The 13,746-nt window shown below is 71.4% G+C and carries 12 protein-coding genes; 11 read left to right on the top strand and 1 reads right to left on the bottom strand.

Annotation, left to right across the window (positions count from 1 at the left end; all coding sequences use genetic code 11):
- Positions 1 to 144 precede the first annotated feature (144 nt).
- From AB0F71_RS32750 to AB0F71_RS32800, 11 genes are all read left to right on the top strand, one after another.
- The gene (locus tag AB0F71_RS32750) at positions 145 to 765 is read left to right on the top strand and encodes a CDP-alcohol phosphatidyltransferase family protein (RefSeq protein WP_360242282.1); all 621 of its coding nucleotides are present in this window, start codon (positions 145 to 147) and stop codon (positions 763 to 765) included.
- A gap of 124 nt (positions 766 to 889) precedes the next feature.
- Complete coding sequence (locus AB0F71_RS32755; RefSeq protein WP_360242285.1) at positions 890 to 3,385, top strand: mannose-1-phosphate guanyltransferase; 2,496 nt, start codon at positions 890 to 892, stop codon at positions 3,383 to 3,385.
- A gap of 172 nt (positions 3,386 to 3,557) precedes the next feature.
- Complete coding sequence (locus AB0F71_RS32760; protein ID WP_360242288.1) at positions 3,558 to 4,643, top strand: DUF881 domain-containing protein; 1,086 nt, start codon at positions 3,558 to 3,560, stop codon at positions 4,641 to 4,643.
- The gene (locus AB0F71_RS32765; RefSeq protein WP_030062488.1) at positions 4,640 to 4,972 is read left to right on the top strand and encodes a small basic family protein; all 333 of its coding nucleotides are present in this window, start codon (positions 4,640 to 4,642) and stop codon (positions 4,970 to 4,972) included. Before AB0F71_RS32760 ends, AB0F71_RS32765 begins: the two co-directional genes overlap by 4 nt.
- Positions 4,973 to 5,204: 232 nt before the next feature.
- Complete coding sequence (locus tag AB0F71_RS32770; RefSeq protein ID WP_360242291.1) at positions 5,205 to 6,116, top strand: DUF881 domain-containing protein; 912 nt, start codon at positions 5,205 to 5,207, stop codon at positions 6,114 to 6,116.
- Positions 6,117 to 6,678: 562 nt separating this feature from the next.
- Entirely contained in the window at positions 6,679 to 7,221 is a 543-nt protein-coding gene (locus AB0F71_RS32775; protein WP_360242294.1) for an FHA domain-containing protein, read from the top strand.
- Positions 7,222 to 7,403: 182 nt separating this feature from the next.
- On the top strand, positions 7,404 to 8,096 hold the full coding sequence (locus AB0F71_RS32780) for a MerR family transcriptional regulator (RefSeq protein ID WP_360242426.1): 693 nt from the start codon (positions 7,404 to 7,406) through the stop codon (positions 8,094 to 8,096).
- 97 nt (positions 8,097 to 8,193) lie between these two features.
- Positions 8,194 to 8,670 (top strand): bifunctional nuclease family protein, encoded by a 477-nt coding sequence (locus AB0F71_RS32785; protein ID WP_030062493.1) that lies wholly within the window; start codon positions 8,194 to 8,196, stop codon positions 8,668 to 8,670.
- 230 nt (positions 8,671 to 8,900) lie between these two features.
- Positions 8,901 to 9,545 carry a MerR family transcriptional regulator gene (locus AB0F71_RS32790; protein ID WP_360242297.1) on the top strand — a complete coding sequence of 215 codons (645 nt, stop codon included), beginning with the start codon at positions 8,901 to 8,903 and terminating at the stop codon, positions 9,543 to 9,545.
- Positions 9,546 to 9,642: 97 nt separating this feature from the next.
- Complete coding sequence (locus AB0F71_RS32795) at positions 9,643 to 10,365, top strand: ElyC/SanA/YdcF family protein (protein ID WP_360242300.1); 723 nt, start codon at positions 9,643 to 9,645, stop codon at positions 10,363 to 10,365.
- 72 nt (positions 10,366 to 10,437) lie between these two features.
- Entirely contained in the window at positions 10,438 to 11,841 is a 1,404-nt protein-coding gene (locus AB0F71_RS32800; protein WP_360242303.1) for a DNA polymerase IV, read from the top strand.
- A gap of 236 nt (positions 11,842 to 12,077) precedes the next feature.
- Here AB0F71_RS32800 and AB0F71_RS32805 read toward each other — a convergent pair whose 3' ends face one another.
- The gene (locus AB0F71_RS32805; RefSeq protein ID WP_360242306.1) at positions 12,078 to 13,568 is read right to left on the bottom strand and encodes an MFS transporter; all 1,491 of its coding nucleotides are present in this window, start codon (positions 13,566 to 13,568) and stop codon (positions 12,078 to 12,080) included.
- Between the last annotated feature and the right edge of the window lie 178 nt (positions 13,569 to 13,746).

A 13,746-nucleotide genomic window follows, 5' to 3' on the forward strand; every position in this document is an offset into this window, starting at 1 on the left:
GATGGTACTGCAGGGGGGACCCTGTGGGAGAGTAGGACGCCGCCGAACAATCATTCAGAAAAGCCCCCGCCGGGTGAACCCGGCGGGGGCTTTTCTGTTGTAGGGTCAACGTGCATTGTCGTGACACAGGACAGGAGGCCTCGGGTGGAGGTCCAGGAGACGCGGGTCCAGACCGATCGCGTCCTCACCATCCCCAACCTGCTGAGCATGGGCCGGTTGGTCGGCGTCCCGGTTTTTCTCTGGCTCATTCTGTGGCCGGTCTTCGGCGGGCCGAAGAACGACGGGTGGGCGCTGCTGATCCTGATGCTCAGCGGAGTCAGCGACTACCTGGACGGAAAACTCGCCAGGCGGTGGGGGCAGATCAGCCGGGTGGGGCAGCTGCTGGATCCGCTGGCGGACCGGCTCTATGTGCTGTCCACGCTCGTCGGATTGACGTGGCGTGAGTTCCTGCCGTGGTGGGTGACGGCGATTCTGCTGGCCCGCGAGGTCTTCATCGCCTCGTTGCTGCCCATTCTGAACCGGCACGGTTACGGGCCGCTCCAGACGAGTTTCCTCGGCAAGGCCGCGACCTTCAATCTGATGTACGCGTTTCCGCTTCTCCTGCTCGGTGGCATCGACAGCTGGATCGCCCGGCCGGCCGAGGTGGTGAGCTGGGCCTTCATTTGGTGGGGGACCACGTTGTACTGGTGGTCGGCGATCCTTTACGCGGTGCAGGCGCGGCAGATCATCAAGGCCGGCCCCGCGGGCTCGGCGTCCACAGCCTGAGACGTGATCTGAGAGAAGTCCCACGCCGCGCCGGTGCGTCGGACGGGACCTTCCGGGTAGAGAACCCTCTGGAACGGTTTGATGGACCTGCAGGTCCACCACCGCGAAGGAGGACGCACCCGTAATGAAAGCCGTAGTAATGGCAGGGGGCGAGGGCACCCGACTCCGCCCGATGACCTCCAGCATGCCGAAGCCGCTGCTTCCGGTCGCGAATATGCCGATCATGGAGCACGTGCTTCGGCTGCTGAAGCGGCACGGCCTCTCCGACACCGTCGTCACCGTGCAGTTCCTGGCGTCACTCGTCAAGAACTACTTCGGTGACGGCGAGGAACTGGGCATGCACCTCACGTATGCCCATGAGGAGACGCCACTAGGCACTGCGGGGAGTGTCAAGAACGCCGAGGACGCGCTCAAGGACGACTCCTTTCTGGTGATCTCCGGTGACGCGCTGACCGACTTCAATCTCACCGAATTGATCGACTTTCACCGCAGTAAGAACGCACTGGTCACGGTCTGTCTCACCAGGGTGCCGAATCCCCTGGAGTTCGGGATCACGATCACCGACGAGGACGGCCGGGTCGAGCGCTTCCTGGAGAAGCCGACCTGGGGCCAGGTCTTTTCCGACACGGTCAACACCGGTATCTACGTGATGGAGCCGGAGGTCTTCGACTACGTCGCCGCGGGTGAGTCCGTGGACTGGTCGAGTGACGTCTTCCCGCAGCTGTTGAAGGAGGGCAAGCGGGTCTACGGCTACGTGGCCGAGGGCTACTGGGAGGACGTGGGCACCCACGAGAGCTACGGCAAGGCCCAGGCAGACGTCCTGGAGGGCAAGGTCGAGGTCGAGCTCGACGGCTTCGAGATCTCGCCGGGCGTCTGGGTGGCCGAAGGGGCGGAGGTCGACCCGGAAGCGGTGCTGCGCGGACCGCTGTACATCGGGGACTACGCCAAGGTCGAGGCCGGCGTGGAGATCCGTGAGCACACCGTGCTGGGCAGCAACGTGGTGGTCAAGCGCGGTGCCTTCCTGCACAAGGCGGTGGTGCACGACAACGTCTACGTCGGGCCGCAGAGCAATCTGCGCGGCTGCGTGGTCGGCAAGAACACCGACGTGATGCGGGCCGCGCGGATCGAGGACGGCGCGGTGATCGGGGACGAGTGCCTGATCGGCGAGGAGTCGATCATCGGGGCCAACGTCCGGGTCTACCCGTTCAAGACCATCGAGGCCGGCGCCGTCGTCAACACCTCGGTGATCTGGGAGTCGCGCGGCCAGGAGCACCTCTTCGGGGTCCGCGGCGTCTCGGGCATCCTCAACGTCGAGATCACCCCGGAGCTGGCCGTGCGGCTGGCGGGAGCGTACGCCACGACCTTGAAGAAGGGGGCCACCGTCACCATTGCGCGTGACCACTCGCGTGGTGCGCGTGCGCTCAAACGGGCGATGATCTCGGGGCTGCAGACCTCCGCGATCGACGTCCGCGACCTGGAGAACGTGCCGATGCCGGTGGCCCGGCAGCACACCGCGCGGGGGAGCGCGGGCGGGATCTTCCTGCGGACCACTCCCGGGGTGCCGGACTCGTTGGACATCCTCTTCTTCGACGAGCGAGGGGCGGACCTCTCGCAGGCCGGGCAGCGCAAGCTCGACCGGGTCTACGCACGTCAGGAGTACCGGAGGGCGTTCCCGGGCGAGATCGGGGACCTGACCTTCCCGTCCAGCGTGTTCGACTCCTACGCGGGCAACCTGCTGCGGGCGGTGGACACCACCGGGGTCCGGGAGGCCGGGCTGAAGGTGGTGGTGGACACCGCCCACGGCAGTGCCGGGCTGGTTCTGCCCAGCATCCTCGGCCGGCTCGGGGTGGAGACGCTGACCGTCTCCAGCGGGCTGGACGAGGCGCGGCCCACCGAGGACGCGGAGACCCGACGGGCCGGGCTGGCCAGGCTCGGCGAGCTGGTGGCCTCCTCGCGGGCGGCCTTCGGGGTGCGGTTCGACCCGGTCGGCGAGCGGGTCGCGTTCGTGGACGAGCTCGGCCGGGTGATCGACGACGACCGGGCGCTGCTGGTGCTGCTGGACCTGGTCGCGGCGGAGCGGCGCAGCGGGCAGGTGGCACTGCCGGTGACCACGACCCGGATCGCCGAGCAGGTCGCCGCGTACCACGGGACCCAGGTCATCTGGACCACGACCACGCCGGACGACCTCGCGAAGGCGGCCGCCGCCGAGGGCACGGTGTTCGGCGGGGACGGGCGCGGCGGCTTCGTGGTGCCCGAGTTCAGCGGGGTGCTGGACGGTGCCGCGGCCTTCGTCCGGCTGGTCGGCCTGGTGGCGCGGACCCAGCTCACCCTGAGCCAGATCGACGCGCGGATCCCGCAGGCGCACATCCGCCGGCGGGACATCGCGACGCCGTGGGCGGCGAAGGGCATGGTGATGCGTTCGGTGGTGGAGGCGGCCGGCAGCCGGCGGCTGGACACCACGGACGGGGTCCGGGTCGTCGAGGCGGACGGGCGCTGGACGCTGGTGCTGCCGGACCCGGCCGAGGCGGTCACCCACCTGTGGGCTGAGGGCCCGGACGACGAGGCCACCGACGCCCTGCTGGACGAGTGGGCTGCCGTGGTGGAGGGTGCGGGTCGGTGAGGTCCTGAGCGGACACCCCCTGGACGGCGGGGCGTGCGGTTCCATCCGCACGCCCCGTTGTCCGTTTTCACCTCATTCGGAAGGGTCCGTCACTTTCCGTTGATGTGTGTGGCGTGTGTGCAGCTCAGGGGCCGTGCGCAGGGCCCTCCGCCGTCGTGGGACGATGGTCCGCATGCCAGCGACGCCGACACCGAGTGCTCCGAACGGACGGTACAACCGCCCGGACGCCTCGATGTCCCTGCTGACCAACGTGATGGACCACAGCCTGGACGAGGGCTACGCCGAGGCGGCCGCGGCCCGGGGCGGTGAGCACGACAGCCGGATACCCCGGACACTGCGCGGACTGCTGACGCTGGGCGCCGGGCTGGCGCTGGTCGGGGCCGTGGTCACGGTGGGCGCGGTGAACGCGCACAAGGCGGAGCCGACGCTGGCCAAGGAACGGGACGCGTTGATCCACCGGATCAACGACAGCAACGGCTCGGCGGACCACCTGCAGAAGGAGGTCCAGGACCTGCGGCGCAAGGTCGACGACACCCAGCAGCAGGCACTGGCCTCCGGGGACGCCGGTGGCAGCGGCCTGACCGGTGAGGTCGGGCTGGGGGAGGTCACCGGGCCGGGGGTGAAGCTGGTCCTGGAGGACGCGGCCGGCACCGGTGGCGGGGGCAACGTCGACCCGCGGGCCGGGCAGGGCTTCTCCAACAGCGGCCGGCTGCGCGACCGGGACCTGCAACTGGTGGTGAACGGTCTGTGGGGATCCGGGGCGGAGGCCGTCTCGATCAACGGCCAGCGGCTGACCGCGCTGTCCGCGATCCGGGCCGCCGGCGAGGCGGTGCTGGTGGACAACCGGCCGCTGGTGCCGCCGTACAACATCCAGGCGATCGGGGACGGGCCGAAGCTGCTCAGCGCCTTCGAGAACGACATGGCCGGGCAGTACCTGCGCCTGTTGGAGGAGAAGTACGGCATCAAGTCGACGCTCTCCACCCAGAAGAGCCTGACCCTGCCGGCGGCGGTCGGCGTGTCGCTGCGGAGCGCCCAGCCCGTCACGCCCGAGGCCTCGCCCACGGCGTCCGCGTCGGCGTCCGGTTCGGCGACTCCGTCGGCCGGTCCGAGCGGGACGCCGTCGGGCGGCCCGGGAACCTCGGAGAGCCCCGTCGCGTCCGTTTCACCGTCCGCGCCCGGCGCCGGGCCGTCCGCGAAGCGGCGTCCGTCCGGCGGATCGACCAAGACCACCACAGGGACAGGAGCAGCTAGACCGTGATTGCCGTACTGGGTCTCGTGATCGGGGTGGTCGTCGGGCTCTTCGTCCAACCCGAGGTGCCCGACGCCGTCGTGCCCTACCTGCCGATCGCGGTGGTGGCGGCGCTCGACGCGGTGTTCGGCGGCGTCCGGGCGATGCTGGACGGGATCTTCAACGACAAGGTCTTCATCGTCTCGTTCCTGTCGAACGTGGTGGTCGCCGCGCTGATCGTCTTCCTGGGCGACCAGCTGGGTGTCGGTTCGCAGCTGTCCACGGGTGTGGTCGTCGTCCTCGGCATCCGCATCTTCTCCAACGCGGCGGCGATCCGGCGCCATGTCTTCCGTGCCTGAGCCGGGCCGCGAGGCGGCGGAGGAGCGGGCGAAGGCGGCGGTGCAGGAGACCGCCGCGGAGCCGGGCGGGAACGCGGTCGGGAAGGCTCCGGAGGAGCCGCCGGGGAAGGTCGTCGAGGAGGCCGCGGCGGAGGCCGGGGCCGACCCGGTGGAGCCCGGAGCCGCCGGGGAGCCGGCGGAGTCTGAGGCTGAGGCTGAGCTTGAGACCGGGGCGGCGGAGCCGGCTGCGCCGGTGCGGCTGACCAAGGCGGCCGCGCCCGGGCCGACGGCCGAGCCTCGGCCGGCGCCCGCCGCGGCCGGGGCCGACGTGCCGTCGGAAGCCGCGGAGCCGGAGGCGGTCGAGCAGCCCGGTTCCGTCGAGGAGTCGGAGGGAGCCGGGGAGCCGGAGGGAGCCGAGGAGCCGCCCGCCGTGGACCGGCACGCCGGTCGGCGGCGGTTGAAGGCGGCGATCTGGCCGCCGCGGCTGTCGCGCGGGCAACTGGTGGTGGCGCTGCTGCTGTTCTCGCTCGGGCTGGGGCTGGCGATCCAGGTGCGGTCGACCAACGACCACCACAACCAGCTGCGCGGGGCCCGCCAGGAGGACCTGGTCCGGATCCTCGACGAACTGGACAGCCGTCAGCAGCGTCTGCAACAGGAGAAGGCCGAGCTCGAGCAGTCCCTGGGCAAGTTGGAGAACAGCTCCAACCAGGCCAAGGAGGCCCAGGAGCAGACCAGGAAGAAGATGACGGAACTGGGTGTGCTGGCCGGTACGGTCAAAGCCACTGGTCCGGGCATCGTCCTCACGGTCGATGACCCCCAAGGGCAGGTGAAGGCGGATATGCTGCTGGACACCCTGCAGGAACTTCGAGCGGCGGGGGCGGAGGCGATTCAGATCAACGATGTGCGCGTGGTGGTCAACACCTACTTCACCGACCTGTCGGGCGGTGGGGTGCAGATCGACGGGAAGAAGGTCTCGCAGCCCTATCGGTTCACCGTCGTGGGGAACCCGCAGGACCTGACACCCGCGCTGAACATCCCGGGGGGCGTCGTGCGCACCCTGGAGAGCCACCAGGCGCGGGCGACGATCACCCAGCAGCAGAAGGTGGTCGTGGACGCCCTGGTGGATCTGAAGACGCCGCAGTACGCCAAGCCGGCTTCGAAGTGACGGGGCGCTCGACGAACGGCCCGTCACGGGCCCGCGGCACCCGGTGCGGGGTGTCGTCGTCGCGTGGGAGAGACTGGTTCGCACCAGTACGCTCCGTAGCACCAACCGCAGCACCACACGTCGGAGTACCGCTCCAGCAGGCCCGAGCCGCAATCGGGCCCGCAGCCTGTCCGAGGTTCTCACCCTGCCCCGCGGGCGGGTCTGTCACACGCAAGGGGATTCGCCCGTGAGTTTCTTCTCGAAGTTGTTCGGTCGCAACAAGGGTCGCGACGCGGCCGCCGTCGAGGCGCCGACCGCCCGGCACCGCCGGGCGGAGGACGAGCCCGCGGTGCCGGGCATGCGCCCTGCCCCCGAGGCGGGTCAGTACGCCGGACAGCAGCTGTACCGGGACGGTGCCGCGCAGTACGCCGGGAATCCGGCGGGCTACGGCGCGTCGGTTGACCCCTCCGGCGACCCGCGCATAGGTTTCCCGTCAGCACCCTCAACCTCTGGTGGAGGGTTTGCCCCGGACCCGTACGCCGGGCACAACCCGTCGGGTGTGCCGCGCCAGGAGGCTGTGAACATGGCTGGCCCCACTCCGTGCCCCAGGTGCGGCAACCAGAACCCGGCCGCGGCCCGCTTCTGTTCCAACTGCGGTACGGCGCTGCGCGGCGGGCTGCTGCCGGAGGGGGCGGCGGAGACCACCTCGACGATCTCGATCTCCGGCCTGGAGTCCTACGACCCGTCCGCGACCACCGGTACCGGTACCACGCCGGCGCTGTCGGCCGAGGTGCTGTCGGCGATCGACGCGCTGCCGCCGGGCTCGGCGCTGCTGATCGTCCAGCGCGGTCCGAACTCGGGCAGCCGGTTCCTGCTGGACTCGGACGTCACCACGGCCGGGCGTCACCCGCAGGGTGACATCTTCCTGGACGACGTCACGGTCTCCCGCCGCCACGTGGAGTTCCGCCGCACTCCGGCCGGATTCAGCGTCGCGGACGTGGGCAGCCTGAACGGCACCTACGTCAACCGGGAGCGGATCGACGAGGTGCCGCTGAACAACGGCGACGAGGTGCAGATCGGGAAGTACCGGCTGGTGTTCTTCGCCGGCCACAACCGGGGGTACTGAAACCAACGTCGGCAGGAGCCCGAGTGAATACGAATACTCCTTCCTCTTCTCTCGGGGCGGCCAACCCTGCGTCGTCGTCCGGTCCGCAGTCGGACCGCGGCGGGCGCGGGGTGGTCGCGGCCCCCAGGCAGCCGGTCCGTCCGGACCGGCCCGCCGGCCGACGGCGCGGTGGTGACGAACTGCTGAGCATCGGCGCGGTGCTGGCCTTCCTGCGCGACGACTTCCCCGAGGTGACCATCTCCAAGATCCGCTTCCTGGAGGCGGAGGGGCTGGTCGAGCCGCAGCGCACCCCCTCGGGGTACCGCAAGTTCAGCCCCTCCGACGTGGAGCGGCTGGCCTACGTCCTGCGGATGCAGCGGGACCACTACCTGCCGCTGCGGGTGATCCGCGAGCACCTGGACGCGATCGAGCGGGGTGAGGCCCCGCCCGCGCTGCCGGCCGCCGAGGCCCGGCCCGGCCCGCTGGAGGAGGCCGACCGCGAGCTGGTGGCCTCGGCCGAGGTCGCCTCCGGGGTCCGGCTGGGGCGGGCCGAGCTGCTGGCCGCCGCCGGGGCGGGGGAGCCGGAGCTGGCCGAGTGGGAGGCGTACGGGCTGGTCGCGCCGGGCCCGGACGGCGGGTACGACGGGGAGGCGCTCCAGGTGGCCCGGCTGGTGGCCGAACTCGGCCGGTACGGGCTGGAACCGCGGCACCTGAGGGCGATGAAGGCGGCGGCGGACCGCGAGATCGCCTTGGTGGAGCAGGTGGTGGCGCCGCTGCGCCGGCACCGGAACCCGCAGACCCGGGCGCACGCGGAGGCCACCGCACGGGAGCTGGCCACGCTGTCGGTACGGCTGCACGCGGCCATGGTGCAGGCCGGTCTGCGGCCTCGCTCCTAGGCGTGGGGATGCCCTCCGCGGGGCCGGTGCACCGCGCTGACCAGCGGCGTCGGCCCTGCGCTTTCATATCCGGGGTCGGAGCCATAGGGTTGCCTGTGTGAATGAGCTCGACGTCGTGGGTGTCCGAGTGGAGATGCCTTCCAACCAGCCGATCGTGCTGCTTCGGGAGGTCGGGGGAGATCGATACCTGCCGATCTGGATCGGCCCCGGCGAGGCGACCGCGATCGCCTTCGCCCAGCAGGGCATGACTCCGGTGCGCCCGCTGACGCACGACCTGTTCAAGGACGTCCTGGAAGCGCTCGGCCAGCAGCTCACCGAGGTCCGGATCACCGACCTGCGGGAGGGCGTGTTCTACGCCGAGCTGGTGTTCGCCGGCGGGGTCGAGGTGAGCGCCCGGCCGTCCGACGCGATAGCGCTGGCCCTGCGCACCGGCACGCCGATCTACGGGAGCGAGGAGGTGCTCGCGGAGGCGGGCATCGCGATCCCGGACGAGCAGGAGGACGAGGTCGAGAAGTTCCGCGAGTTCCTCGACCAGGTGTCGCCCGAGGACTTCGGGGGCGGCGGCCCGCAGTAGGGTGCCCGTCCGGCGAGGCTGGTCGGCCCTTGAGCGTGCCGTTTTGCCAAAATCCGTCCACCTACCCACACTAGGGGCACGAAAAACCACTCTCCTGAGTGATGTGGTTTGTCTGGCCCGGCGTGGCGATCGTTGACGGGTCATAGGGGACTGCCTACCGTCAGGAGTGGCTGTCCGGGTGGCCGATGCCCGCAGTCGGTTGCCCGCAGCACGAGTGGACGGAGGTAGGCATGAGCAGCACCGGCGATGACGCGGCCGTGGGAGGCCTGTGCGCCGTGCACATGCCGCGCACCGCTCGCACCGTGGCGGACCTGCCCCGGATGAGCAGGTTCCCGGCCGTGCAGCCGGGCCAGCCCGCGATCGAGCGGCTGGCCCCGACGTCCGAACTGATCGGCTTCCGTGGCCCGACGGCCTGCGCGGCGGCCGGCATCACGTACCGCCAGCTGGACTACTGGGCCCGCACCGGGTTGTTGGAGCCCAGCGTCCGCACCGCGTACCCGGCGACCAGTCAGCGGCTCTACAGCTTCCGCGACGTGCTGCTGTTGAAGATCGTCAAGCGGCTGCTCGACGCCGGTGTCTCGCTGCAGAACATCCGGGTGGCCGTCGCCCATCTGCAGGCGGCCGAGCAGGCCGACCTGGCCGGGCTGACGCTGATGTCCGACGGTGCGACGGTGTACGAGTGCACCACGCCGCAGCACGTGGTCGACCTGTTGAAGGGCGGTCAGGGGGTGTTCGGCATCGCGGTCGGAGCGGTCTGGCAGGAGCTGGAGCTGACCCTCGGTCGACTGCACGCGGAGCGGACCGACACCGGCGAGACGCTGGTCGGCGACGATCCGGCGGACGAGCTGGCGCAGCGGCGCAACCGGGCGGTCTGACCGGCAGCACTTCCACGGGGCCGTGGGCCGGAGCGGGGAACCGTTCCGGCCCACGGCCTCGTCGTGTTGCCTGGTGAGACGATCGAGGGAGGGGCACGTGGAGGTCGGCACCGGGATATCGGAGCTGCTGCGGCGTCGGGCCGGCGGGGTGCGGGCGCGGCTGCGGGAACGCCGTACGCAGCGCAGGGTCTTCCAGGCGACGACGCTGCTCTGCTCGCTCGCGCTGGCGCCCAGCGCCTGGCTCTGGTTCGGGGCGGGGGACCGGGTGGGCACCGTGGAGAGCGCGCCCTCGGCTCCGGTGGCGGTGGTCTTCGGCGCCGGGCTGGACCAGGGCGAGCCGTCGCCGTACCTGGAGCACCGGCTGGTGGCGGCGCTCGACCTGTACCGGGAGGGCAAGGTCAAGGCCATCCTGGTGACCGGGGACAACGGGCGGGTCGAGTACGACGAGCCGGACGCGATGTACCGCTACCTGACCGCGCACGGCGTCCCCGGGGACCGGGTGGTGCGGGACTACGCGGGCTTCGACACCTGGAACTCCTGCACCCGGGCGCACCGGATCTTCGGGGTGGACCGCGCGGTGCTGGTCAGCCAGGACTTCCACGTCCGGCGGGCGCTGGCGCTGTGCGAGGCGGCGGGGATCCGCTCGTACGCGGTCGGGGTGCCGGAGCCGCACGACGCCACCTGGCTGTACGGCGGGCTGCGGGAGGTCGCCGGGGCGGGCAAGGCGGCCGTGAACGCCTGGCTGCGGCCGGACCCGGTGTTCCTCGGGCCCAAGGAGGACGGCATCCCGAAGGCGCTGGCGGAGGCCGCGAAGCAGTAACCGGGGGTCGGCGGGCGCGGGGCGTCGGCCGGGTTCGTACGCACTGTCGGACCCGTGCGCGATGATCGGCGGGTGCGATCTCTGCCGAGCATCATCCACCTCGACATGGACGCCTTCTTCGCGGCGGTGGAGCAGGCGGCCAAGCCGAGCCTGCGCGGGAAGCCGGTGATCGTCGGCGGGCTCGGCGGGCGCGGGGTGGTCTCCACGGCCTCGTACGAGGCGCGCCGGTTCGGGGTGCACTCGGCGATGCCGATGGCCCAGGCGCGGCGGCTGTGCCCCAACGCGGCCTTCCTGTCCGGGCGGTTCGAGGCGTACCGGCAGAACAGCGAGATCGTGATGGGGCTGCTGCGCCGACTGTCGCCGCTGGTGCAGCCGTTGAGCCTGGACGAGGCCTTCGTCGACCTGGAGGCCGGTCCGTACGGTCCGGTGCTGTCGGAGGCGGACCACGAGACCGGGGAGCGGCTGGTGCTGGCCCTGGCGGAGGACCTCCGGGCGGACATCCATCGGCTCACCGGGCTGACCGGCTCGGTGGGGGCGGCGGGCTCCAAGCTGATGGCGAAGATCGCCTCCGAGCAGGCCAAGCCGGACGGGCTGGTGCTGATCGAGCCGGGGCAGGAGCGGGCCGTGCTCGGCCCGATGCCGGTCCGGGCGCTGCCCGGGATCGGGCCGGCCACCGAACAGGTGCTGCGGCGGGCCGGGCTGAGCACGGTGGCGGACCTCGCGGAGGCGGGGGAGGCGGAGCTGGTCCAGCTGCTCGGGCGGGCGCACGGCACCGGGGTCTTCCACATGTCGACAGGGCTGGACGACCGGCCGGTGGTGGCCGACCAGGACGCCAAGTCGGTCTCGGTGGAGGACACCTACGAGGTGGACCTGGCCGACCGGGACCGGGTGCTGCGGGAGGTGGAGGCGCTGGCCGGGCGGTGCGTCCGGCGGCTGCGCTCGGCCGGGCGCTCGGGGCGGACGGTGGTGCTCAAGGTGCGGCGGTTCGACTTCTCCACGCTGACCCGCTCGGAGACCCTGGGCGGGCCCACCGACGACGAGGCGGTGATCACGGCGACGGCCCGGCGCCTCGCCGAGCAGGTGGACATCACCGGCGGGGTGCGGCTGCTCGGGGTGGGCGTGGCCCAACTGGCGGACTACACCCAGGAGGACCTCTTCGCGCAGGCGCTGCGGGAGGAGGCGGCGGAGCACGCCGAGGTGGCCGAGGCGGCGGTGGCCGAGGAGGAGCCGGAGGAGGTCGTGGTGCGGCGCTGGATGCCCGGGCAGGACGTCCGGCACGCCGAGCTGGGGCCGGGGTGGGTGCAGGGCAGCGGGGTGGGGCGGGTGACGGTGCGGTTCGAGACGCCGTGGAGCGGGCCGGGGCGGGTGCGGACCTTCGCGGTGGACGATCCGGCGCTGGAGCCGGCCCGGCCGCTGCCGTTGCGGCAGCCGGAGGAACTGGAGCAGCCGGAGGAGCCGGACGCGCAGGGGGACTGAGGCGGGCGGGGGCCGAGGCCGTGGGGGCCGAGGCCGAGGGGAACCGGGGGCGGGGCGCGGGACGCACCGGCGCGGGAACGCGGAACGGCTTGGGAACGCGGAACGGCCCCACCCGGTAGGAGTACCGGGTGGGGCCGCATTCCGTGCCGGGCCCCGGACGGTCGTGATGCCCTCGCGACCGGGCGGAGGCCCGGGCCCGCGCGTCCTGTCCCTGAACGCGGGGGCCGGACGCCTCGTCAGGCGTCGGTCTTGGCCAGCTCGGGGCTGGAGTCCTGCCGGGCCGCGCCGCCGGCGACGGTGGCGGCCGGCTTGGTGGTGCGGATCAGGAACGGGACGGCGCCGGCGATGACGCAGACGGCGGCCGTGACCCAGAACGCGTGCTTGTAGGCGTCCAGCGTGGGCAGCAGCACCGGGATCTTGATCGGGAGCTTCATGGTGTCGCCGGTCAGGATCGCGGTCATCACGGCGGTGCCGATCGCGCCGCCGACGGTGCGGAGCACGGAGTTCATGCCGTTGGCGATGCCGCTCTGCTCGACCGGGACGGCGCCGTTGATGAAGGCGGGCATCGCGGCGAAGGCAAGGCCGATGCCGAGGCCGAAGATCGCGGAGGCGGTGTAGATGTCGCCTTCGGCGCTGTGCCGCAGGGCCAGGTAGGCCATCGCGATCGCGCCGAGGACGCCACCGAGGACCAGCGGCAGGCGCGGGCCGCGGCGGGCGATCAGCAGGGCGCCGATCGGGGCGGCGACCATCGAGCCGATCGCGGACGGCAGCAGCATCACACCGGCGTGCAGCACGGTCGCGGTGAAGCCGTAGTGGGCCAGCTTCTCCGGGGTCTGGGAGAAGTTGCTGATGACCATGAACGAGCCGTACATGCCGAAGCCGATCAGCAGGCCGGCCAGGTTGGTGAAGGCGACCGCCGGGCGGCCCATCATCTTGAGGTCCACCAGCGGGTGGGCGACCTTGGTCTCGATAACGCCCCAGATCAGGGCGACCACCGCGGCGACGGCGAACAGGCCGAGGGTCTTGGTGGAGGTCCAGCCCCAGTGGTTGCCCTGGCTGACCGCGACGAGCAGGGCGGAGAGCCAGGCGGCCAGGGTGAGCGCGCCGAGCGGATCGGCGCCACCCTCCTTGTCGGTCACCGGGTCGGTCGGGACCCGGAAGGCGACCAGGGCGACGGCGAGCAGGCCGAAGGCCAGGCCCATCCAGAAGATCGACTTGTAGTTCCAGTGCTCCAGCAGCAGGCCGGTCGCGACCAGGCCCAGGCCGGAGCCGACACCCATCGAGGCGCTGATGGCGGCGACGCCGCCGGTCACCTTCTGCTTGGGCAGCTCGTCACGGACGATGCTGATCGCCAGCGGCATCACGCCACCGCCGGCGCCCTGGAGGACGCGGGCGACGATCAGCCAGGTGAAGGAGTGGGTGCAGACCGCCAGCGCCGAACCGGCGACCAGGCCGGCCAGCGAGATCAGCAGCATGGGCTTGCGGCCCCGGAGGTCGCCGAAGCGGCCCAGCAGGGGAGTCAGCACGGCGGCGGACAGCAGGTTGGCGGTCATCAGCCAGGTGATGTTCGACCCGGAGACGTCCAGTTCCTTGGCCAGCGACGGCAGGATCGGGACGACCGCGGTCTGCACCACGCTGAACGACAGCATCGCCAGGATGAGGGCCGGCAGGACCCGGGCGTTGCTCTGCTTCTCGGCCGCGGTGGTGGGCTTTACTGCCTCACTCACGGTTGCTTCCTCCCGTACATAGTGAATGAACTCAAGTAACTGTGCGGGGGATAGTTCATGTTGTCAAATATCGAGTGGTTAAGGTTTGGCAAAGTGGGGAACTTCGGGGCACGACCAGGGCCCCGGACCGGGAGTCCGGGGCCCTGGTGGGATCGCTGCGATTGGGTGGGATCAGCGG

It is taken from the genome of Kitasatospora sp. NPDC028055, assembly GCF_040637885.1.
Lineage (GTDB): Bacteria > Actinomycetota > Actinomycetes > Streptomycetales > Streptomycetaceae > Kitasatospora.

Excerpts from the sequence above, each read along its gene's own strand:
- AB0F71_RS32755 (WP_360242285.1), top strand. The coding sequence starts at position 890 with ATGAAAGCCGTAGTAATGGCAGGGGGCGAGGGCACCCGACTCCGCCCG.
- AB0F71_RS32760 (WP_360242288.1), top strand. The coding sequence starts at position 3,558 with ATGCCAGCGACGCCGACACCGAGTGCTCCGAACGGACGGTACAACCGC.
- AB0F71_RS32775 (WP_360242294.1), top strand. The coding sequence starts at position 6,679 with ATGGCTGGCCCCACTCCGTGCCCCAGGTGCGGCAACCAGAACCCGGCC.
- AB0F71_RS32790 (WP_360242297.1), top strand. The coding sequence starts at position 8,901 with ATGAGCAGCACCGGCGATGACGCGGCCGTGGGAGGCCTGTGCGCCGTG.